We start from the raw sequence: 19,853 nt of genomic DNA, 5'->3' as shown, positions 1-19,853 counted from the left end.
AGGAGTCAGCGATGGCAGCAGTACAGAACGTCGGAATCGTGGGGGCGGGAGCCGCCGGGCTGGCCGCCGCCATCCTCCTGGCCGACGCCGGAATCCAGGTGGAAGTCCTCGAGAAGGCAGACGCCCCGCAGACCCTTGGGTCCGGCATCACGCTGCAGGGGAACGCCTTGCGCGTCCTCCGCCAGCTCGGCGTCTGGGACCAGGTGGAGGGCAAGGGCTACGCCTTCAGCACGCTCGGCCTGCGGGCCCCGGACCCGGCCGGCACGGTGCTCGCCGTCCTGGAGGACATCCGCACCGGCGGCGACGACCTCCCGGCCACCATGGGCATGTACCGGCCGGACCTCACGGCCATCCTCCGTGAACGGGCGGAACAGGCGGGGGCCCGGATCAGCTACGGCCGGACGGTCACCAGCATCACTGACGACGGCGGTTCGGTCACCGTGGGCACCGCCGACGGTGGCAAGGCCACCTACGACCTCCTGATCGGCGCCGACGGCCTGCACTCGGCCGTCCGCAAGGCTATTGGCATCGACGTGGAACCCCAGCCGACCGGCATGGGCATCTGGCGGGCGTTCGTGGAGCGGCCGGCGGAAGTGGTCCGGACCGACCTCACCTACGGCGGCCCCTGCTTCATCGCCGGCTACTGCCCCACCGGCCCGGACACCATCTACGCCTATCTGGTGGAGAAGGCCCAGGAACGCAAGCACGAGGACGGCCCCCGCATCATGGCCGAACTCGCCGCAGCCTACGGCGGCCCGTGGAACGAGATCCGCGCCAACCTGGACCACAGTGCCCGCATCAACTACACGTGGTTCACCACCCACCTGGTGGACGGACCCTGGAACCGCGGCCGCACGGTGATCATCGGCGACGCCGCGCACAGCTGCCCCCCGACGGTGGCACAGGGTGCGGCCATGGCCCTGGAGGACGCAGCCGTCCTGGCCGAGTTGGTGATCAAGGCCGACGACGTCACCGAAACCCTGTTCAAGGAGTTCAGTGACCGCCGGCTGGACCGTGCCACGGCAGTGGTGAACGCCTCGGTCCAGCTCGGCCAGTGGATGCTCGACGGTGTCCGCGACGCCGATGTGCCCGGCCTGATGCACGGCCTGTCCGTCATGCTGAAGGAGCCGGCATGAGCACCCATCCCGGCACGAACCCCACGGTGGATGTTCACGCACACATCCTGCTGCCGGCCCTCCAGCAGCTCGTGGCCGAGGCCGACCCGGACGGCTTCGGCGCCCAGCAGGCCCTGGAGGTGCGCCGCAACGGACCCCAATCCATGGCCGCCTCGGGCCGGATGATCAAGGAACGCTGGCCGCAGCTGACCGACCTGGACCGCCGGCTGGCGGACATGGACGCCCAGGGCGTGGACGTGCAGCTGGTCTCGCCGTCGCCGTCGCACTTCTACTACTTTGCGGGCGAACAGCTGGCCCTGGACGTGGCAAAGCAGGCCAACCAGGCAGTCCGTGACTTCGTGGACCGCGCGCCGGGGAGGCTGAACGGGCTGGGCCTGGTCCCGCTCCAGCACCCGGGCCTGATGGTGGATGCCTTGGAACACGCCGTCCTGGAGTGCGGCCTGCTGGGAGTCGAGATCGGGTCCTTCGCCGCTACTCCCGGGGACCCGGAACGGAGCACCATTGAACTCTCGGACCCCCGGCTGGAACCGTTCTGGAGCCGTGCCGAAGAGCTGGGCGCCGTGGTGTTCCTGCACCCGTTCGGCTGCTCGCTGGATGAGCGGCTGGACCGCTTCTACCTCGCCAACACGGTGTCCCAGCCAGCCGAAAACGCGGTGGCCCTGTCGCACCTGATTTTCAGCGGAGTCCTGGACCGCCACCCCGCGCTGAAGGTCCTGGCCGCACACGGCGGCGGCTACCTGCCCACTACGCTGGGCCGGTCGGACCATGCCTGGAAGGTGCGGCCGGAGGCACATGGCTGCGCCCGGCCGCCGTCGTCCTACCTGCAGAAGCTGTACTTCGACTCGCTGGTCCACAGCCCGGCTGAACTGCGGGCCCTCGTTACCGCCGCCGGGCCGGAGCAGGTGCTGCTCGGCTCGGACTACCCGTTCGACATGGGGTCCGACCTCCCGGTGGACGAGGTCCAGGCTGCCGCACTCCCGGCCGACGACGAGGCCCGGGTCTTGGGCAGCAACGCACGCGCCCTGGGCATCACCGCGGCGGCCGCCCTGGCCACCCGCCCCAACGCTTAAGGAACACGCACATGGTCAAGATCGCCCGTTGGAACCACGACGGCGCAACGCGGTCCGGCTTCGTGGACGGCGAACACTGCTACGCGCTGCCGGCAGGCCAGTCCGTGCAGACGCTTCTGGATTCCGGGCTGCAGGAGACACTGGACCTTGCCCGGAAAGTCACCGCATCCGCCGCACCCGTACCGCTGGCGGATGTGCAGCTGCTGGCCCCGCTGGCACCGGCCACCATCCGGGACTTCGTGGCGTTTGAGGAACACGTGGAGGGAGTGCGGAAGAGCATCGACGGTGTGGCCGGCGTAGTGCCCGAATGGTACGAGGCACCCACGTTCTACTTCACCAACCCGCACACCGTCACCGGCACGCACGAGGTGATCGGAATTCCCGCAGGCTGCACGGACCTGGACTTCGAAACGGAGGTCGCCGCCGTCGTCGGACGCGTTCCCGGGAGCGACGGACGGAACCTGGACGCCGCGCAAGCCCACCGGCACATCTTCGGGTACACCGTGCTCAACGACTGGTCCGCGCGGGACCTCCAGCGCAGGGAGATGAAAGTCAGCCTGGGCCCGTGCAAGGGCAAGGACTTCGCCAACACCCTGGGGCCGTGGATTGTCACCGCGGACGAGTTCGAGGACCGCCACGACGCCGAGGGCTTCCTGCCGATCTCCATGTCCGTCGAAGTCAACGGGCAGCCGATTGGGCAGGACCTCCTCTCCAACATGGGCTGGCCGTTCGCCGAGCTGGTGGCCTATGCGTCGCAGGATTCCGTGGTGCGGCCCGGCGACGTGCTGGGCTCCGGCACGTGCGGCAGCGGCTGCCTGGCGGAACTCTGGGGCCGCAACGGGGCCCAGACTCCCCCGCCGCTGAAAACCGGTGACGTGGTCCGGATGACCGTGGAAGGCATCGGCAGCATCGAGAACACGGTGGGCGCCCGGCGCGAAGCCGTGACCCGGGTTCCCGCGCGGAAGCGGCCACGAAACCGCGTTGCCACCGCGGTTTCCCCAGGGACCTAGGGTGGTTGGCCTCGACCTGGCGGGCCGGACGGTGGTGGTCACCGGCGCCGGCCAGGGCCAAGGTGCTGCCGAGGCGCGGCTCCTGGTGGACGCCGGGGCGCGCGTCATCGCCACCGACCTCGGTCCGGAGCCGCCGCCTGGGCTCGGCGCGGTGTTCTCAGGCGGGCCGCTGACCTACCGGCAGCTGGATGTCACCGACGGCCCGGGCTGGGCTAAACTCGCCGAGTGGATCCGGTCCCAGGGCTGGCAGGTGGACGGATTGGTCAACAACGCGGGCATCACCCAGCGCAGCCGGTTGCTGGACGCGTCAGTTGCTGACCTGCAGCGAGTCTACGAGGTGAACGTCGCCGGCAGCCTCCTGGGCATCCAGGCCCTCGCTCCCCTGATGCGCAGCGGGGCCTCGATCGTGAACGTTGGGTCCGTGGCAGGACTGACGGCGCACTACCCCGTGGCGTACACCGCCAGCAAATGGGCACTGCGCGGCCTGTCCCAGGTGGCAGCCATGGAGCTTGGCCCGCGCGGCATCAGGGTGAACACGGTCCACCCGGGCTTCATCGAAACCCCCATGACCCAGGGTGCCAAACCGGAATTCCGGCAGGCCACCCTGGCCGAGACGCCGCTGGGGCGGACGGGCAGCGTGGAGGAGGTGGCCGGCGTCGTGCTCTTCCTCCTGAGCCCGCTGTCCTCCTTCGTGACCGGCGCGGAAATCCCCGTCGACGGCGGCCAGGCAGGCCATGGCGGGGCCAAGTCGGTCTCCGACGCCCTGCGCTGACCGTCCCGCAGGACGGGTCAGCCCGGCAGCACCGCCGACCAGCCGCCGTCGACCATCAGGTTGGCTCCCGTCACGTAGGACGCTTCGTCGGACGCCAGGAACAGCGCGCAGGCGGCCACTTCCTCCGGCACGCCAATCCTGCCTAAGGGAATGCTGCCGGCGATGGACCGCATGGGGTGGTCGGGGGCCAGGAGGTTGCCCTCAGTGGCGGCGGTGCGGATCATGCCGGGACTGACGGCATTGACGCGCAGCCCGTGCGGCGCACCTTCGGCCGCCAGCTGTTTGGTCATGGCCACCACGGCGCCCTTGGTGGCGGTGTGCGCCAACCGGCCATTGGTCATTGAGCCCGTCACCCCGGCGGTGGAACCCACCAGGACGATGGCTGCGTTCCGCGCGGCGGTCAGCTGCGGCCAGAAGTATTTCACGGGCAGGAACACCACGTCCATCTCGTGCTCCACGTTCCACTTCCAGTCGGCGTACGTGAGCTGCTCCACGGGGGCGAACCGCGTGATGGCCGCATTGGCGTAGAGGATGTGCACCTGCCCGTAGGCGTCCGCAACGTCGCGTGCCCAGGCGGCCACGGCGGCCTCGTCCGCCAGGTCCACCCTGCTGCTGCCCATCCGGCCCCCGGCCGCCGTGACCGCCGCGACTGTGGCTGCGGCGCCTACGTCATCCATGTCGCAGCCCACCACCACGGCACCGGCCGCAGCGAACGCAAGCGCTGCGGCCCTGCCCTGGCCGCTGGCCGTTCCGGTGATGACGGCGGTCTTGCCGGCCAGGCGCTGGCTGGAAACGGGCATGGGGTTCCTTCCGAAAGCATGTTTCTTCGACTTTCGCAGGAACCGGCCCGGCGGCGAACGCCGTCCTGGGTCTAGATGGTATCCGCCTCGTGGATGGTCAGGGGGTGGGCGGCGGCAGGAAAGAGTTCGTGCAGCCGGGCGCAGGAACGCTGCACCACCGAACGCAGCCAGACGCCGGCAGGGTCCTCCGCCTGGGAGGGGTGCCAGTACATGGCCTCCACCAGGGACGCTTCCGCATCGTCGTCGAACCGGAGCACCGCAATGTCGGCGCCGCGCTGGGCCCGGGCCGCCAGCATCCCCGGCACCAGCGCCACCAGGTCCGTTCCCTCCACCAGCAGGGGCAACGACAAGAACCCGCCCACCACGGCGGCCACCCGGCGCTGGATACCGCGCGATTCGAACAGCTTGTCCGCGGGCGTGCTGATGCCCTCCCCGAAGTAGCCGACGGCGTGGGGCACCGTGGCCAGGTCGGCAAGGGTAAGGCGGGGCTGCTGGAGCAGGGGGTTGCCGGCATCCGCAACGGCCATGAAGCTGTCCCGGAAGAGCTGCCGACTGGCCCCCTGCATCTGGTACCCGGTGGGCCCGACGAGCAGGTCGATCTTGGAGTAGTCAGCCATCTGGCCCTGGATCCCGGACTTTGACGTGGGAACGAAATCCACGGAGACCCCGGGCGCCTCCTCCCGCAGGATGCGCCGGAGCGGGCCCACGATCAGCGCCGCCGCGTAGTCGGAGGCGGCAATCACGAACTCCCGCTCGCTGGATGCCGGATCGAACCCGGAGCGGACGCGGGTGGCCCGCTGGATGTGGAGCATGGCTTCATCAACCAGCGGAACCAGGGACTGCGCGAAGGGCGTCAGGTCGTACGTGCGGCCATTGCGGACCAGGAGTTCGTCGTCGAAATGGCGCCGAAGCCTGGCCATTGCCGCGCTGGTGGCCGGTTGGCTGAGCTGGAGGCGCTCAGCGGCCCGGGTGATGTTCTTCAGTTCCAGCAGGACCTGAAGGTGGGGCAGCAGGTTCAGGTCCAGGTTCTTCATACCCACAGGTTAGCCGCGCCGGGGCGCCCGCAACCGCCGCCGGTCCGCCGGCGCCTCAGGATCCCAGTTCTTGGGCGACCCGCCGGGCACCGCGGACGGCGATGGCCACGCTCATCAGTGTGGGATTCATGGCCGTGGCTGTCGGAATGAGCGCGTTCCCGCCCACCACCAGGTTCTCGTAGCCCCACACCCTGGACCAGGGATCGGCCACGGAGCTGCCGTCGTCGGCCGCTCCCATGCGCATGGTGCCCTGGTAGTGCAGGCTGGAGCCGTTGGGCATCAGCCGGGGTTCGGCCACAAAGACGCCCAGGGCCTTGCCTGCACGCCGCAGCCGGTCGGTGGCCTGGGCAATTTCTGCCTCTTCGCGTTCGGTGAGTGCGTACTCGATGGTCATGTTGGGGAAACCGCGGTAGTCGGACTCATGGTCGTCGAAGCTGACGGCGTCCTCGTAGCGGGGATGCTTGCGCATGCCGTAGCCCATGTTGACGTAGCCCCACCGGTTATTGGAGTACGGGGTGCCCGGCTCCATGGGGAACGGGGTGGACTCCGAGTACATGACCTGGACGGAGAAGGGGTGTTCCGGCTCGGAGAAGGGGATGCGGTTGACTGCGGCCACGGGGTCGGCGGGATTTTGGGCGCGCCGGGCAAGTTCCGCGTCAAGGTCACCCTCGGCGGCAAAGCGGAGCATCTTGTCGGCGTCGAGAGCCACGGTGGAGATCACCACCGGGTGTTCGGTCAGGTAGTGGCCCAGCGCTTGGGGGCGGATGCCCGAGGCCCACAGGAGCTGCGGCGAGCGGAAGGCATCTGCCGCTACCACCACGACGTCCGCCGGAACAAAGGACTCGGTACCCGTGCGGAGATCCTGCACGGTGACCCCGGTGGCCCGGTTTCCGTCGAGTTCAACCCGGCGGACCAGGGTGAGGTCGCGGAGTTCGAACCGCTGTGAGAGCGCGTTGTGGGGGTCGATCAACGGCCCGAGGACGACGTCGGCCCCCGCCCAGCGCACGGACCCGTCGGGTTGCGGGTCGCCGGCCACCGGAAGGGTGCCCACCCCGTAGCCGTCGGGCAGCTCGGCGCCGAACTCTTCGTCCAGGAGGGAGCGGATGGCTTCGCCGACCTTGGAGTCCGCGAAGGCTGCACTGTGGACGTGCAGCAGGCCCTTGGCCTCTTCAATCAGCCCGTCCCACTCGTCGTCGGCGATGAAGGGGATCTTTTCGCTGAACGCGGGCGACGGCGTCGCGCAGGTCCAGTGCGCGCCCTGGCCGCCAACGTTGGTGGCGGCAGCTGCCGCCGGGAACGAGGGGGCGTGCGCTGACCCGTCTCCGCCGAAGTCCAGGAGGTGCGTGCCCTGGCGCGCGGTGAACATGCCCTCGGTGACGGTTGCCGCCGGGATGCCGAGCGACTCCCGGAACGCCCCGGCCTGCGGCCCCTGCGACATTTCCCGGGCGCGTGCTTTCTCGGCCGGGTCCGGGATGTTCCGGACGCTCTCGCCAGGGACGGCTGTCAGCTGCGGCCCGGCTTCGAACATCACCACCCGGGCGTTGGGGACCTGCTCCAGCAACAGGCGGGCATAGGTGGAACCGATGGGTCCGCTGCCGACGACGGCAATGGTGGGGTTGGACATGATGTCTCCTTTGAGATCAGGCCGGAAGGGTTTCGGAAGGTGCGTGGGCGGGGACGGGTTCGTCGGACAGGCGGCCGTGCGGGAGCAGGACTGCCGCCAGGATGCCCAGGGCGTAGGCGCAGGCAAGGGCGATGAAGATGGGCGTGAAGACGGATGAGTAGATCTGGGCGACGTCGGCCTGCACCGCCGGTGACGCTCCGTGGACCTGCTGCGGGGTGAGCGTGGAGGCGTCCAGCCCTGCCGGCAGGAGGGCCGCGACCCCGGAGCCGATGACACCGCCGATGACCGCCGTCGCCACCGTTGATCCCACCTGCCGGACCAGATTGATGGTTGCGGTGATGGTGCCGGTCTGGCCTGCGGGGACGGCGCCCTGGACCACGGCCACGATGAGGCTCATGAACGCCCCGGTGCCCAGGCCCACAGCCCCCATCACGATCATGGGCGCCCACAGTGGGAGCCCGGTCGGCAGCAGCGCCATCACCAGCAGGGCCGCCGCTCCCAGCACCGTTCCCGCGACCGGGAAGATCCGGTAACGCCCGGTGCGGCTGGCCAGCCAGCCCGTGAGGAGGTTGCTGATCAGCATGCCGAAGACGGTGGCGATGGGAACCAGGCCGGACACCGTGGCCGTGGTCCGGTAGGCCATCTGGAAGTACGTGGGCAGGTAGGCGGTGATGGAGAAGAAGCCGACGCCGATGATCGCCGAGAGCGCCGTACCGGCAGCAATGGTGCGGTTGGCGAAGAAGTGGAGCGGAATGATGGGCTCGGGTGCCCGCCGCTCCACCAGGAAGAAGACGACAAAGCCCACGATGCTGACGGCGAGCGCGCTTCCGGCGGCCGGACCTCCGTTCCTCTCCGCGGCCCAGGAGGCGGCAAGAACGAGCGCCACCAGCGCGGTGGTGAAGACGGCGGAGCCGGCGATGTCGAAGTGCCGGGGTGCTGGGCCCGGTTCCAGGTGGGGAACGGCCACCAGTGCCAGGGCGAAGGCGGCGGCGCCCACCGGGATGTTGATCCAGAAGACCCACTGCCAGCCCCAGTAATCGGTGATGGCACCGCCCACCACCGGGCCCACCAGGATGGCGATGGGAAAAGCCGCCCCGATGATTGCCATGTAGCGGGGCCGTTCACGCTGCGTGGTGACGCGGGCGATGATGGTCTGCGACATGAGCTGCAGGCCCGCCGAGCTCATGCCCTGGAGGACACGGCCGGCAATAAGCCACGCGATGTCCGAGGCAAAACCGCAGGCCAGGGACGCAGCAAGGAACACCACCAGGGAAACCAGGAAGATCCGGCGGGCGCCGAGGACATCGCCGAGCCTGCCGAGGACGGGCAGCAGAACCGTGCTGGCCAGGGTGTAGCCCACCACCACCCAGCTCATCAGCTGCAGGGCACCCAGTTCTCCGGAAATGGTGGCCAGGGACGTGGAGACCACCGTGTGGTCCAGTGCCCCGAGGAAGGAGACGGTGAGCAGGGAGGTGGTGAGGAGGCGAAGTTTGACAGGTGATAGTTGCATAGTGGTCTGCCCGAACGATCGGGCCGTCGACGCGACGTGGTGTGCCCCCGGCGCACCAACACGACGGGGAACGGGTCCGGCTGGGACCCCGGCGCCACTCCCCACCCTACAGGCACTTAAGTCTAAAAACAACAAAAGATTGCACAGAATCGACGGAGTCACTGGGCGGCCCGCGCGCTTGCCACATCGTGGGCCAGCCGTTGGTCTTCCAGCAATTCCTGCAGGTCAGGCAGCTCCCTGCCGCTCGAGGCGGCTTCGATGGCGCGGCGCAAGGCCAGCCGGGCCGGAGCCTCGTAGCGCTCCGGCGCCCTCAGCGCCCCCTCCACCGTCGAGGTCTCCACCTTGACCCGGCCGGCAGCATGGTCAATGGCAACCTCCGTCCTGACCTCGCCCAAGGCCAGGACCTGGAGCAAGCCGCCCGCGGCGGGCCCTTCGAGGACAGTGCCCACCACGGTGGACGGAAGGCGGCCTCCGCCGGCCACCGGCGAATCCAGGAGCGCCATGGAGCCCTGCACGGCCGCCGTACCCGCCCGGAGGGTCAGCGGGGAACCTGCCAGGGAGCGCGCCCAGCCGAGGCCGTCACGGATCACGGCACCCAGGAGCGCGGCGGGGGCTGCGCACTCCACGGTGACCACCCTCGGCGGGATTCCGCGCCGCGCCCGGACCGCGTCGGCCACCATGTCGGTGCGAAGGCCGGGGCGGTCGACGACCACCGGGATACCTCCGGACCAGGTCCCCGCTGCGAAGACCTCCCGGGGCAGGGCCGCGGGGTCCGCGATCACCACCGCCGCCGCTCCCTGGTCCCGGGCATCCAGCAGCCCGGCCCACCAGTTGCCGGAGCCGGGGACGACGGCAACAGCACCGCACACGCCATCCGCCAGCCTGGCACTGGCGGGAAGCCCGGCCGCGGCCGCCACGTAGGCGGGCAACCGGGTAAAGACGCCGGCACGGGGCCCTTGCGGCGTCACTGCCGGCCCGCTTCGAGGATCTTTGCAGCGGCAGCATCAGCCAGGTCGATTGCGTAGTGCGCGTCAGCCAGCAGTTCGCCGTACTCCACCGGGACCCCCGCCTCAAGGCGCGATGCCAGGGCGCGCCACTCAGCCACATAGCCGTCCACGGGATCCTTCCCGTATCCGGTCCACTGCCCATCGTCCGCGCGTACATTGATGACGGCGCTTCCCGCATGGACGAAGGCCGGCGGGAAGGTGACCTCGATCCGGTCATGGGAGGTGGCGATGGCCATGCGCCAAAAGGCGTCGGGGCCTTCCGGAAGCATGGTGAGGGCGAGCTGCACCAGGACACTGCCTGCCCGGTACCCCACCAGGTAACCGATGGGCGCGGCGAGCCGTGCATAGACCACCTCGTCCACGCCTGGCGCGATGTCCCTGACCGCAGGCAGGTCATGGATGGCCAGCCCGGTCAGCAGCTGCCGCAGGACTCCTGCCGCCACCGCCGGATCGCCCAGGTCCGGGCGGCCGTGGGCTGCGGCCTGGAACGGACCGCCGTCCGCCACGAGCCGGTGATACCTGCCGTTGGGCGGAAGCGCCAACGTGGCCGATACAGCCCGCACCCCGCCGTCGAGCGAAGCAAGGTGGCGCCGGGCGCGGTCCCAGGCGGCATCAAACACGTGGTTTGTGCCCACCAGGAGGATGGCGCCGGCCGCGCGGCAGGCATCGATGGCGCGGCTGGCATCTTGCCTGGTGGTGGCCAGGGGCTTTTCGCAGAAGATGGCCCGCTTGCCGGCCGCCACTGCCGCGAGGATATGGCGGGCGTGTTCTGACGGCGGGCCGCAGACAGCCACCACCTGCACCTCCGGGTCTGCCAGCAGCTCCCGATCCCCGCTGGACCAGCGCGCACCACACGGTTCAGCCAGGTCCCGGGAACGGCCACTTCCGGCATCGGCGATATGCACCACATCAAACAGGTCCGGGAGCCCGCGCAACACCGGCAAATGAAGGGCCGCAACGCCGGGTCCGGCTCCGAGTATCCCTATCTTCCAAGGCATCGTCGCCTCCTTCTTATGTCTCTATTATTCATAAGTCGGCGAATTCTTAGCCATAGTTGATCTGATTTCGCGCCTTAGTCGCGAGCAATGTGTGAGAATTGGTGCCATGACGACAGACTCCACCCTCCGTTTCGGAGCTCAAACGGACGAAGTGACCAGCCTGCTGCGGATCGTCAACCTGGTGCGGACAGGAGAGGCGACCACCCGGCCGGAAATCGGCAAGGTCACCGGGCTGGGCCGGGGCGTCGTGAGCCAGCGGGTGGACCAGGCCATCGCGATCGGATTCCTGGGTGACGGCGACTTCGGAGCCTCGTCCGGAGGCCGCGCGCCGCGGACCCTCCGTTTTCGCTCAGAACAGGGGCGGATTGTCATCTGCGCCCTCGGCGCGGCACACATCAGGGTGGGCTTCGCGGCGCTCGACGGCGACATCATTGACCACGCACACCGCAGCTGGGACATCGCCCAGGGACCGGAGAAGACGATCGATGCCGTCATGTCCCTTGTTGAGGATGTGCTCAAGAATCATCCTCCCGTGCCGGTATGGGGCGTCGTGGTTGGCCTGCCGGGACCGGTGGACTTCGCCACGGGACAGCCCGTGGCTCCGCCGATCATGCCCGGGTGGAACGGCTTCGACGTCCGGACGCCCTTCGAGGAACGCTTCAACGCGCCGGTATGGGTGGATAACGACTCCAACCTGCTGGCGCTTGGTGAGCGGGCCCGCCGTCGCGACATGCTCACGGACCTGATCTACTGCAAGATCGGTTCGGGCGTCGGCTCCGGCCTGCTGTCCAAGGGCCGGATCCACCGTGGTGCCAACGGCGCTGCCGGGGACATTGGCCACGTCCGGGTCTCCGATTCCAACGAGCAGTGCCGCTGCGGCAAGGTCGGATGCCTCGAAGCGGTGGCCGGCGGATGGGCCCTGGTGCGGGACGCAGAGCACGCCATCAAGGAAGGCGCCACCACTTCCCTTGCCGGCCGGGCAAAAGAGCGGGCACTGACGCTGGAGGACATCACGCTCGCGGCACAGGCCGGTGATTCGCTCGCCATCTCGCTTGTCCAGAAGTCCGCCCATGTAGCCGGCGAGACCATTTCAGCCCTGGTCAACATGTTCAACCCGGGAGTCATTGTCATCGGCGGTGCCATTGCCTCTGCGGGCGAGGTGTTCCTGGCCGAGGTACGCCAACGCGTGTATGAGCTGTCACTGCCCCTCGCCACCCGCGACCTCACCATCACGTTGTCCGTGAACGACGAGCGCGAACCGTTGCGCGGCGGAGCCGAGCTTGCACGCGAGCAGTTGTTCGATGTCACCTTCCCGCGCTGGTTTGCCGAAGGCCGGCCATCCCCCGAACGCACGGCAGTGCCGGCCTGAACTGGCATTCCCGTGCGGCGGCGCCGCTCACGCCACGTCGCGGGAAATGCCCGGCACCACGGCAGGACGTACAGCCAGCCGGGCCTCAACGTGGAACGGGAGTACCAGCGCCGACCCTGATGGGGCCTGGAGGTAAGGCACCATCAGGGTGAAATCGACGGCGACGGTGTGGACGCCGGCGGAGATTTCCTGTGGGACCGCCAGGACAAGCCTGTCCTGGATGAACCACCAGCCGGGCTCGGCCCGCAAGGCCTCGGAAGGCACGCGCCTGGCACCGAGCACCACCGAGACCAGGCCCGCCGCCACCGGCACTCCATCCATCTCCACAGCCAGGCCGGCCACACTGGAGAGCGGCATCGAACGGATCCACGGCAAACCGAGCCGGAGCTCGAAACCAGCGGGAACGGCGGTCAGCGCATCGTCACGCAAAGCGGTTTCCAATCCAACACCCTTCCTTTATCCTAAAACTGACATAAGTTTGTCAGTTAAGTGCATAAAAGGAAAGGGAGCCATGGCTAACGAAATTCCCGGCGGCTGGACCCTCTGCGCCAGCTCATTCAACTGGGCGCCCGACATCGTGGCCGCCCGGCGGACGGCCAGGGACATCGTTTCCGGCATCGCGGACTCGGTGCGGACGATGGAGCTCGAACCGGGGCTCGTATGGCGGTCCTTTCCCGCTCCGCAGGACGATGAGGTGGACGCCCTGCGGGAATCCCTGGCGGCGAAAGGGGCCCGCATCAGCATTGTCGGGGCGAGCCTGGACGACTTCACCTCCCCCGGCACCAGACGTTCCCAGAAGGAGCGGCTGGACTTCCTGATGCCCCAACTGCACGCTGCGCACCGGGTGGGAGCCCACGGAGTGCGCCTGCCGATCGGCCAGGCAGGGCCAGAACTGCTCACCCTGCTGCAACCGCTGCTGCACCGGCTGGACCTGGTGTTGTACGAGGAAATCCAGGGGCGGCAGGCTCCCGGGAGCCCCGGCGTCGAACCTGCACTGGAGGCGATCGCCGCGCTGGCGGATGACCACGTGCGGGTGCTCGTGGACATCAGCATGCTTATGCCCGCCCTTCCCCCCACCTACCTCGAGGAACTTCGCCAAGGCGGCATCCCCACGGACCTCCTGGCACGCCTGGAAGACGACTGGATGGATCCCGCCACCCTCGGCGCCGTCACGGCCCTGCTCCGGTCTGGACAGGTGCCGCCGCGGATCCACACCCTCTACATGAACCTGTTGATCCGTTTCGGCCGCAGCGAGGCAGCGGACCTGCAGGGCATCATGCCCCTGGTGGGGGCCTTCCACCTGAAGTTCTGGGACCTGCACGACGACGGCGGGCGGGTCTCGCAGCCGCTGCGGGACCTTGCCGGCCTGCTCAGCCGGAGCGCCTTCACCGGCACGCTGACCAGCGAGTGGGGCGGCCACGAGTGGCTGCAGGACGATCCCACGGAGATGACGCGGCAACACCTGGCCCTGGCGGAAGCGGCGCTCTCCACGGGTGGTTGGGCCCCGTAACCAAACACAACGGCCGGCCCGGAAGATTCCGGGCCGGCCGTTGTGTTGGCGTCGCTATTTGGTGCTGAAGGCGGCGTCGAAGGCCGCCGCGGATGGCTCGTAGCCGGAAAGCCTGCGGACGAACTCAAGCGCTTCGGGGGCGCCGTCCAGCCGGTCCATGCCTGCGTCCTCCCATTCCACGGAGAGCGGTCCGCGGTAGCCGATTGAATTAAGCATCCGGAACGCGTCCTCCCAGGGGACGTCCCCGTGGCCGGTGGAGATGAAATCCCAACCCCGGCGCGGGTCGGCCCACGGCAGGTGGGACGAGAGGCGGCCGTTGCGGCCGTTGGCCAGCCGCTTCTTCGTGTCCTTGCAGTGCACATGGTAGATGCGGTCCTGGAAGTCCCACAGGAATCCCACGGGATCAATGTCCTGCCAGACCATGTGGCTCGGGTCCCAGTTCAACCCGAAGGCCTCCCGGTGCCCGATCGCCTCCAAGGTGCGCCGGGTTGTCCAGTAGTCGTAGGCGATCTCGGACGGGTGCACCTCGTGGGCAAACCGGACGCCCACCTCGTCAAAGACGTCGAGGATCGGGTTCCACCGGTCGGCAAAGTCCTGGTAGCCGGCGTCGACCATCTTCTCCGTGGCGGGCGGGAACATGGCAACGTACTTCCAGATGGACGATCCCGTAAAGCCCGTTACCGTCTTCACGCCCAGCTTCGCGGCCAGCCGCGCGGTGTTCTTCAATTCCTCGGCGGCGCGCCGGCGGACGGCCTCCGGGTCGCCGTCGCCCCACACCACGTCCGGCAGGATGCCCCGGTGCCGTTCGTCGATCGGGTCATCGCACACTGCCTGGCCCTTGAGGTGGTTGGCAATGGTCCATACCTTCAGGCCGTTGCGTTCAAGGATGTCCAGCTTGCCCTGGACGTAGGCGTCGTCGTCCCAGCGCCACGGATCCAGGTGGTCGCCCCAGCAGGCGATCTCCAGGCCGTCGTAGCCCCACTCGCCGGCGAGGCGGGCCACTTCTTCGAAGGGCAGGTCGGCCCACTGGCCGGTGAACAAAGTGATCGGTCGTGCCACTGATGTCTCCTCCCTATGCTGCCGGGGCGGGGACGCCGGCGGCGACCCGTGTCCAGGCGGAATCATTGTCAGAACTGCGTTCAACCGCCTCCAGTACCTGCTGCACCTGAAGCCCGTCGGCGAAGGTCGGTTGCGGGTCGGTGCCGTTGGCGATGCCTTCCACCAGGTCCTTCACCTGGTGCGAGAACCCGTGCTCGTAGCCGAGCATGTGGCCGGCCGGCCACCATCCTGACAGGTACGGGTGCTCCGGCTCGGTGACCAGGATCTTCCGGAAGCCCTGGCGGTCCGGGGATGCGGTCCGGTCATAGAACTGGACGCTGTTGAGGTCTTCCAGGTCGAAGGCCAAGGCGCCCTTGTCCCCCGAAACCTCAATCTGCAGCGCGTTTTTCCGGCCGGTCGCGAACCGGGATGCCTCGAAGGAGGCTAACGCGCCGGATTCGAAGCGGCCGGCGAAAATGGCGAGGTCGTCCACGGTCACCTTGCCGTATCCCGCACCTGCGGTTCCGGACAGCCCCGCGCCCGATTCGAGCAGCGGCCGTTCCTTCACGATCGTCTCGATCACGCCTGAGACGCTGTCAAGGTTCAGTCCGGTGACGAACTGGGCGAGGTCGATTGCGTGGGCCCCGATGTCGCCCAGCGCCCCGGATCCGGCGTGTTCCTTCTGCAGGCGCCACGCGAGCGGCATGTCCGGGTCAACCAGCCAGTCCTGCCGATAGGACGCCCGGACCTGGCGGACCGTGCCCACCGCACCTTCGGCAATAAGCTTCCGCAGGAACGTGACGGCCGGGACGCGGCGGTAGGTGAAACCCACCATCGCACGGAGGCCGCGGGCGGCCGCCCTTTCCGCGGCTTCGGCCATTGCTTCGCCTTCGGCCACGGTGTTGGCGAGCGGCTTCTCGCACAGGACGTGCTTCCCGGCCTCCAGCGCAGCGATGGCGATCTCGGCGTGGGAGTCACCTGGGGTGACAATGTCGACGACGTCGATGTCTTCCCGCGCGATCACGTCGCGCCAGTCAGTGGCCGCCTCAGCCCACCCCCACTTCCGCGCAGCCTCACCCACCGCGTGGGCATTCCGGCCGGCAATGACCGCCATGACCGGTTCGGCGGGAAGATCGAACACCCGCGGCGCCGTGCGCCAGCCTTGGGAATGCGCAGCGCCCATGAACCCGTATCCGATCATGGCCACGCGCAGGGTGGTCATGCCAGCACGACCCTTCGGTCCACAGCCACCCGGTTCCCCACGTACCGCATGGGAGCGATCTGCATGTAGAGCAGGCGGAGGGTCAGGATGACCTCGACGTCGATTTCCTCGCCGGCGTCGGGAACACGGTCCAGCGGGATGATGATGTCCGGCTTGTCAGCCACGAACCACAGGGTGTCCCACTGCTCCGGGAGCTCCGCGATGGAGTACGACTGGCCCTGCAGCTCGAACCGGAGGGATTCCTTGGAGATTTCCACGCCGTTGACGGTTGCCGCGACGTCGTCCACGGCGGACAGCCAGAGGCTCCGGTACCACGGCAGTTGAACCGCCACGGCGATGCCCTCGGGGTGCCGGCGGACGTCGGCGTCCTGGAAAAGGGAGTTATGGGTTGCCATGATTAGTCCTTACTCAAAGGTCTCGACGAAAGTCTGGTGGGGTGCCGGCGGCTGCGGTTCCAGCGTCTGCCGGGCCGACGGATTGTAGGGGTGGTACTCGCTCGGGACCGGCTGGTCCGCGGGCGGCATGAAGACGGGCTTCCCGTCGTCACCGAAGTACATGAGGTCCAGGGCGAAGGCGTGCTGGTTCTTCTCGGCGAAGCTGATCCAGTTTTCCTCGAAGGGTGCCCGCAGCAACTCGTAGCAGCGGAACTTCCAGATCTTCCATTCGCCGTCCTGGCGCAGGAAGTCCACCGCGTATTTGCACCAGACCCAGTGGGCCCAGACTTTCTTGCCCTGGACTTCGCCCGGCGAGTACATGTAGTCCGGGCTGCCCTTGGCCACCTCGGGGTCCGTCAGGCCTGACTCGTTGCCGGCCATGATCCAGACGCCCTTGGCGGTCTTGCCGTCGGCCGCCACTTCGATGACCGGAGTGGTGGTGTAGTGCAGGATCAGCTTGCCTTCGGGGCGGGGCCGGCCCTGGTGGTAGCGGATCACGCTGTCGTAGTCCGTGTACTGGCCGGCGTTGGTGTAGCGGGCCCGGATGCCCGGCGTTCCCGGCTTCACCCACAGGGGGATGATCTGCTCATCCTCGAACGCATTGTGCAGGTACATGTAGCGGTTGAACAGGTTCTCGATGTCGCCCCGGTCGTTGGCTCGGCGCGCCAACCGGAGCGCTTCGCCAAGCTCGGAGCGGAGCCGTTCCACCTCGGCAGTGAGGTCGGTGTCGATCGCAGGCATTGACTTCTCCTTAGGCGGGAACTACTGATTCTTCGATGGCATTGCGCATGAGGGCGTGCTGCTTCTTGACGAGCTCGATGGGGTCGGATTCGCCGAGGTCGGCAAAGGCGTGGCCCTCCCACTCGCTGGACAGGAAGCCCTGGTAGCCGCCCTTGACGAACTGGCGCACAATCCGCGGAATATCCATGGCGGGCTCGTTGCCGTTCTCGTCAATGTCATAGAACTTGGCGTGGACGTGGAACATCTGCGGCATGATGTCCAGCCATTCCTCCGGTGGAACCAGGCCGTGCATGTTGAAGGCCAGCCGGGTGAAGGGACCAAGCTGCGCCGGATCGAAGTTGTTCTCCCGCAGGTAGTCCTCAAATTCCTGGTTGCGTTCCTGCATGGGCAGGGGCTTGCGCCAGATGTCCTGCATGACGGCGAAGTGTTCCTGCGGCAGGCCCATCTGGGTCAACGTGCGGAACAGGGTGGGAGAGAGGCTGTGCATGGTGGAGCTGAAGTCCGCGGTGAAGCCCAGCCGGTCGCTGTCCAGCTCGGCGTACATCTCCCGGATCTGCAGGATCTTCGGATCGTTGGGGCCCTGGGGGGCGTGGATCTCGTAGCCCAGCTTCTGGTCGTACTTTTCGGCCAGGGGAAGAAGCCGCCGCAGCAGTTCCTTGCCGGCGGACCGGATCACGATCTTGTTGAAGCCGAGCGTGTTGGCGGTCTTGAGCTGCCTGGCGAAGAAGTCGAATTCCTCGTCCGGCGTCATGTCGCGATCCTTGCGCCGGCCCATGTCCAGGTTCGTGCCGACGGCGCTCGGGGTAAGGCCGTAGCGGTCCATGCTGTCCCGCCACAGTTTCACGAAGTCGTCATCCACGTCGGGATAGGTGCGCAGCATTTGCGCGATGTTGAATTCGACGCCGGGACCCAGGCCTTCGTCGGCGACGGCCTTGATCAGGGTCTCGGGGGTGTACAGCCCGGCCGCGAATTCGGAGGTGAGTGAATAGAGGGTGATGCCAAGCTCGATGCCGGAGCCTGCGATTCCTTCTGACATTTTCTGTGATCCCTTCGGTGTCAGCCGCGGACGGGCTGGGCGAGGTGGCTGTTGAGGATGCGGCGCGCTTCGGCGGCGTCGGTGATCATGGCCGAGCCGGCGTCGGCAGCGGCGGAGCGCTGGACGGCCTGCTCGCCGCGGATGATGTCGAACGGGTCCTGCCAGTTGTTCCAGTGCCAGCCTTCGTATTCGCTGGAGATCGCACCGGAATAGCCGTTCTCCACCAGTTGGCGGACCAGGCCGCGCACCGGCACGGACGGCTCTTCGCCGTTCTCGTCGATGCCGAAGAACTTTCCGTGGACGTGCCGGACCCACGGCATGATTTCCAGCCAGGTGTCCAGTGGTGCGGGGCCGAAAAGGCCGGTTCCGTTGATGGCGAAGTCGATGCCCAGGTCCGGGCGGCCGTTGCGGGCGGCCAGGCCGATGAAGGCGCCGAACCGCTCGCCGTGGACCTTCTGGGTGTTGGGCGGTCCTTCCGCGTAGAAACCGTTCCACAAGTCCACTACCTGGCGGAGCAGGTCCTCGGACGCTCCGCGGCGGCGGTAGGCTTCCAACAGCGAAGGAGCGAAGCCGGTGACGGTGGCGCCCCAGTCTGCGGTGAACCCCAGGAGCGGGGAATCGAGCTTTTCGTAGCGGTCGCGCAGCGCAAGGACGCGTTCGTGTGCCCCGTGCTGGTCGGCGTGGACTTCCAGCGCCAGCGTGACGCCGTACTTTTCTGCGACGGGCAAGAGGCTTTCCATGGCGTCGGGCGTCAGCGAGATTTGCACGCGGGCGATCGGGAAGCCGAGCCGGGCGGCCACTTCGATCTGCTTGCGCATGTATTCGACCAGTTCATCGTGGTTCATGAGCCGGTCGCGGCGGATGCCGGTGTCTACGTTGACGGCGAGGGAGGTGGGCACCAGGTCCACCTCGGCCACCAGGTCCCGGAACTGGCCCACGAAGTTGTCATCAACCTGGTCGGGGAAGCCGCGCAGGCTGGAGAAGCCGATGATTTCGAGCCCGGGCCCAAAGCCCTCGGCCGCCACTTTGCGGATCAGGCCGTCGAGATCGTATTGGCGGCCGTGGAAGGCGCGGGTGAAGCTGTAGAGGGTGACGCCCTGGATGGGCGTGCCAAGGCTGGTCATCGTTGTGCCACCTTCATGGTCTTGGTGTCGTGCTCTTCGATGTGCAGCACGCCGTGGTCGGTGATGATGTACGGAATGTAGAGCTTCAGGTCCACCCGCACCTCGTGCCCTGCCTTGGAAGGATCGACGGGAAGGTCCCCGGAAAGGACGGCGGAGTCCAAGGGGAACCACCATTCGCCGGTCTGGTCCACGAGCTCCCCGAAGCTGAACGTGCGGTTGTTCATGGTCCAGCGCAGCGATTCCTCCGGTGCGGCAACACCGTCAATGGTGAGGGCGGCCCCGGCGATGCATGATCCCGGGAGGGCGCGGTACCAGGGAATGCGGACCTCGACGGCGGCGCGGCCGTCCTGGCTGGTAAGTGTTCCTTGCTCGATTATGCGGTCGGCGATCATCGAGACCTCCTTGTCTGCGGCATGCC

At 67.9% G+C, this 19,853-nt stretch carries 20 protein-coding genes; 6 read left to right on the top strand and 14 right to left on the bottom strand.

The window, feature by feature from the left end:
• Nucleotides 1-11: 11 nt before the first annotated feature.
• The 4 genes from ACFVVC_RS20450 to ACFVVC_RS20435 are packed head-to-tail and all read left to right on the top strand — an operon-like array spanning nt 12 to nt 3,988.
• Nucleotides 12-1,136 (top strand): FAD-dependent monooxygenase, encoded by a 1,125-nt coding sequence (locus ACFVVC_RS20450; protein ID WP_387457606.1) that lies wholly within the window; start codon nt 12-14, stop codon nt 1,134-1,136.
• On the top strand, nt 1,133-2,206 hold the full coding sequence (locus ACFVVC_RS20445; protein WP_387457603.1) for an amidohydrolase family protein: 1,074 nt from the start codon (nt 1,133-1,135) through the stop codon (nt 2,204-2,206). The genes ACFVVC_RS20450 and ACFVVC_RS20445 overlap by 4 nt, the downstream gene beginning before the upstream one ends.
• A gap of 11 nt (nt 2,207-2,217) precedes the next feature.
• Nucleotides 2,218-3,216 (top strand): fumarylacetoacetate hydrolase family protein, encoded by a 999-nt coding sequence (locus ACFVVC_RS20440; protein WP_387457600.1) that lies wholly within the window; start codon nt 2,218-2,220, stop codon nt 3,214-3,216.
• A 1-nt stretch (nt 3,217) separates the two neighbouring features.
• The gene (locus ACFVVC_RS20435; protein ID WP_387457597.1) at nt 3,218-3,988 is read left to right on the top strand and encodes an SDR family NAD(P)-dependent oxidoreductase; all 771 of its coding nucleotides are present in this window, start codon (nt 3,218-3,220) and stop codon (nt 3,986-3,988) included.
• A 17-nt stretch (nt 3,989-4,005) separates the two neighbouring features.
• On the opposite strand, the gene ACFVVC_RS20430 is transcribed toward ACFVVC_RS20435, so the two are convergent.
• From ACFVVC_RS20430 to ACFVVC_RS20405, 6 genes are all read right to left on the bottom strand, one after another.
• The gene (locus ACFVVC_RS20430; protein WP_387457594.1) at nt 4,006-4,788 is read right to left on the bottom strand and encodes an SDR family NAD(P)-dependent oxidoreductase; all 783 of its coding nucleotides are present in this window, start codon (nt 4,786-4,788) and stop codon (nt 4,006-4,008) included.
• A gap of 71 nt (nt 4,789-4,859) precedes the next feature.
• Nucleotides 4,860-5,822, bottom strand: a complete 963-nt coding sequence (locus tag ACFVVC_RS20425) for a LysR family transcriptional regulator (protein ID WP_387457591.1) — start codon at nt 5,820-5,822, stop codon at nt 4,860-4,862.
• Nucleotides 5,823-5,877: 55 nt separating this feature from the next.
• Complete coding sequence (locus ACFVVC_RS20420; RefSeq protein WP_387457589.1) at nt 5,878-7,446, bottom strand: GMC oxidoreductase; 1,569 nt, start codon at nt 7,444-7,446, stop codon at nt 5,878-5,880.
• 16 nt (nt 7,447-7,462) lie between these two features.
• Nucleotides 7,463-8,956, bottom strand: coding sequence for an MFS transporter (locus ACFVVC_RS20415; RefSeq protein ID WP_387457586.1), 1,494 nt, complete (start codon nt 8,954-8,956; stop codon nt 7,463-7,465).
• A 158-nt stretch (nt 8,957-9,114) separates the two neighbouring features.
• The gene (locus tag ACFVVC_RS20410; RefSeq protein WP_387457583.1) at nt 9,115-9,924 is read right to left on the bottom strand and encodes a hypothetical protein; all 810 of its coding nucleotides are present in this window, start codon (nt 9,922-9,924) and stop codon (nt 9,115-9,117) included.
• On the bottom strand, nt 9,921-10,961 hold the full coding sequence (locus tag ACFVVC_RS20405) for a Gfo/Idh/MocA family protein (RefSeq protein WP_387457580.1): 1,041 nt from the start codon (nt 10,959-10,961) through the stop codon (nt 9,921-9,923). Before ACFVVC_RS20405 ends, ACFVVC_RS20410 begins: the two co-directional genes overlap by 4 nt.
• Nucleotides 10,962-11,067: 106 nt before the next feature.
• Between ACFVVC_RS20405 and ACFVVC_RS20400 the strand changes: the two genes are divergently transcribed.
• A complete protein-coding gene (locus ACFVVC_RS20400; protein ID WP_387457577.1) occupies nt 11,068-12,330 on the top strand; it encodes an ROK family protein in 1,263 nt (420 codons plus the stop codon).
• Nucleotides 12,331-12,357: 27 nt separating this feature from the next.
• Here ACFVVC_RS20400 and ACFVVC_RS20395 read toward each other — a convergent pair whose 3' ends face one another.
• Nucleotides 12,358-12,771 (bottom strand): DUF6379 domain-containing protein, encoded by a 414-nt coding sequence (locus ACFVVC_RS20395; RefSeq protein WP_387457575.1) that lies wholly within the window; start codon nt 12,769-12,771, stop codon nt 12,358-12,360.
• Between the two features lie 70 nt (nt 12,772-12,841).
• Between ACFVVC_RS20395 and ACFVVC_RS20390 the strand changes: the two genes are divergently transcribed.
• Nucleotides 12,842-13,840 (top strand): restriction endonuclease subunit R, encoded by a 999-nt coding sequence (locus tag ACFVVC_RS20390; RefSeq protein WP_387457572.1) that lies wholly within the window; start codon nt 12,842-12,844, stop codon nt 13,838-13,840.
• A gap of 54 nt (nt 13,841-13,894) precedes the next feature.
• Here the strand turns inward: ACFVVC_RS20390 and ACFVVC_RS20385 are convergent, their stop codons facing one another.
• From ACFVVC_RS20385 to ACFVVC_RS20355, 7 genes are read right to left on the bottom strand one after another with little or no spacing between them, the layout of a single operon-like run.
• Nucleotides 13,895-14,899, bottom strand: a complete 1,005-nt coding sequence (locus tag ACFVVC_RS20385) for a sugar phosphate isomerase/epimerase family protein (protein ID WP_387457569.1) — start codon at nt 14,897-14,899, stop codon at nt 13,895-13,897.
• Nucleotides 14,900-14,912: 13 nt separating this feature from the next.
• A complete protein-coding gene (locus ACFVVC_RS20380) occupies nt 14,913-16,100 on the bottom strand; it encodes a Gfo/Idh/MocA family oxidoreductase (protein ID WP_387457566.1) in 1,188 nt (395 codons plus the stop codon).
• Nucleotides 16,097-16,495, bottom strand: coding sequence for a DUF6379 domain-containing protein (locus ACFVVC_RS20375; protein ID WP_387457563.1), 399 nt, complete (start codon nt 16,493-16,495; stop codon nt 16,097-16,099). Before ACFVVC_RS20375 ends, ACFVVC_RS20380 begins: the two co-directional genes overlap by 4 nt.
• Nucleotides 16,496-16,504: 9 nt before the next feature.
• Nucleotides 16,505-17,275 carry a nuclear transport factor 2 family protein gene (locus ACFVVC_RS20370; RefSeq protein ID WP_387457560.1) on the bottom strand — a complete coding sequence of 257 codons (771 nt, stop codon included), beginning with the start codon at nt 17,273-17,275 and terminating at the stop codon, nt 16,505-16,507.
• 10 nt (nt 17,276-17,285) lie between these two features.
• Complete coding sequence (locus ACFVVC_RS20365) at nt 17,286-18,311, bottom strand: sugar phosphate isomerase/epimerase family protein (RefSeq protein WP_387457557.1); 1,026 nt, start codon at nt 18,309-18,311, stop codon at nt 17,286-17,288.
• A gap of 20 nt (nt 18,312-18,331) precedes the next feature.
• On the bottom strand, nt 18,332-19,435 hold the full coding sequence (locus tag ACFVVC_RS20360; protein WP_387457554.1) for a sugar phosphate isomerase/epimerase family protein: 1,104 nt from the start codon (nt 19,433-19,435) through the stop codon (nt 18,332-18,334).
• The gene (locus tag ACFVVC_RS20355; protein ID WP_109044134.1) at nt 19,432-19,827 is read right to left on the bottom strand and encodes a DUF6379 domain-containing protein; all 396 of its coding nucleotides are present in this window, start codon (nt 19,825-19,827) and stop codon (nt 19,432-19,434) included. Before ACFVVC_RS20355 ends, ACFVVC_RS20360 begins: the two co-directional genes overlap by 4 nt.
• Nucleotides 19,828-19,853 lie beyond the last annotated feature (26 nt).

Source organism: Pseudarthrobacter sp. NPDC058196 (genome assembly GCF_042882685.1).
Taxonomy (GTDB): Bacteria; Actinomycetota; Actinomycetes; order Actinomycetales; family Micrococcaceae; genus Arthrobacter.
Note: the sequence above shows the minus strand (reverse complement) of the source record. Positions and strands in the feature narration are given on the sequence as shown.

What these genes read in the sequence shown, in the direction of transcription:
- ACFVVC_RS20450 (WP_387457606.1), top strand. Translation starts at nt 12, where the DNA reads ATGGCAGCAGTACAGAACGTCGGAATCGTGGGGGCGGGAGCCGCCGGG.
- ACFVVC_RS20445 (WP_387457603.1), top strand. Translation starts at nt 1,133, where the DNA reads ATGAGCACCCATCCCGGCACGAACCCCACGGTGGATGTTCACGCACAC.
- ACFVVC_RS20440 (WP_387457600.1), top strand. Translation starts at nt 2,218, where the DNA reads ATGGTCAAGATCGCCCGTTGGAACCACGACGGCGCAACGCGGTCCGGC.
- ACFVVC_RS20430 (WP_387457594.1), bottom strand. Translation starts at nt 4,788, where the DNA reads ATGCCCGTTTCCAGCCAGCGCCTGGCCGGCAAGACCGCCGTCATCACC.
- ACFVVC_RS20425 (WP_387457591.1), bottom strand. Translation starts at nt 5,822, where the DNA reads ATGAAGAACCTGGACCTGAACCTGCTGCCCCACCTTCAGGTCCTGCTG.
- ACFVVC_RS20420 (WP_387457589.1), bottom strand. Translation starts at nt 7,446, where the DNA reads ATGTCCAACCCCACCATTGCCGTCGTCGGCAGCGGACCCATCGGTTCC.
- ACFVVC_RS20415 (WP_387457586.1), bottom strand. Translation starts at nt 8,956, where the DNA reads ATGCAACTATCACCTGTCAAACTTCGCCTCCTCACCACCTCCCTGCTC.
- ACFVVC_RS20405 (WP_387457580.1), bottom strand. Translation starts at nt 10,961, where the DNA reads ATGCCTTGGAAGATAGGGATACTCGGAGCCGGACCCGGCGTTGCGGCC.
- ACFVVC_RS20400 (WP_387457577.1), top strand. Translation starts at nt 11,068, where the DNA reads ATGACGACAGACTCCACCCTCCGTTTCGGAGCTCAAACGGACGAAGTG.
- ACFVVC_RS20390 (WP_387457572.1), top strand. Translation starts at nt 12,842, where the DNA reads ATGGCTAACGAAATTCCCGGCGGCTGGACCCTCTGCGCCAGCTCATTC.
- ACFVVC_RS20380 (WP_387457566.1), bottom strand. Translation starts at nt 16,100, where the DNA reads ATGACCACCCTGCGCGTGGCCATGATCGGATACGGGTTCATGGGCGCT.
- ACFVVC_RS20375 (WP_387457563.1), bottom strand. Translation starts at nt 16,495, where the DNA reads ATGGCAACCCATAACTCCCTTTTCCAGGACGCCGACGTCCGCCGGCAC.
- ACFVVC_RS20370 (WP_387457560.1), bottom strand. Translation starts at nt 17,275, where the DNA reads ATGCCTGCGATCGACACCGACCTCACTGCCGAGGTGGAACGGCTCCGC.
- ACFVVC_RS20365 (WP_387457557.1), bottom strand. Translation starts at nt 18,311, where the DNA reads ATGTCAGAAGGAATCGCAGGCTCCGGCATCGAGCTTGGCATCACCCTC.
- ACFVVC_RS20360 (WP_387457554.1), bottom strand. Translation starts at nt 19,435, where the DNA reads ATGACCAGCCTTGGCACGCCCATCCAGGGCGTCACCCTCTACAGCTTC.
- ACFVVC_RS20355 (WP_109044134.1), bottom strand. Translation starts at nt 19,827, where the DNA reads ATGATCGCCGACCGCATAATCGAGCAAGGAACACTTACCAGCCAGGAC.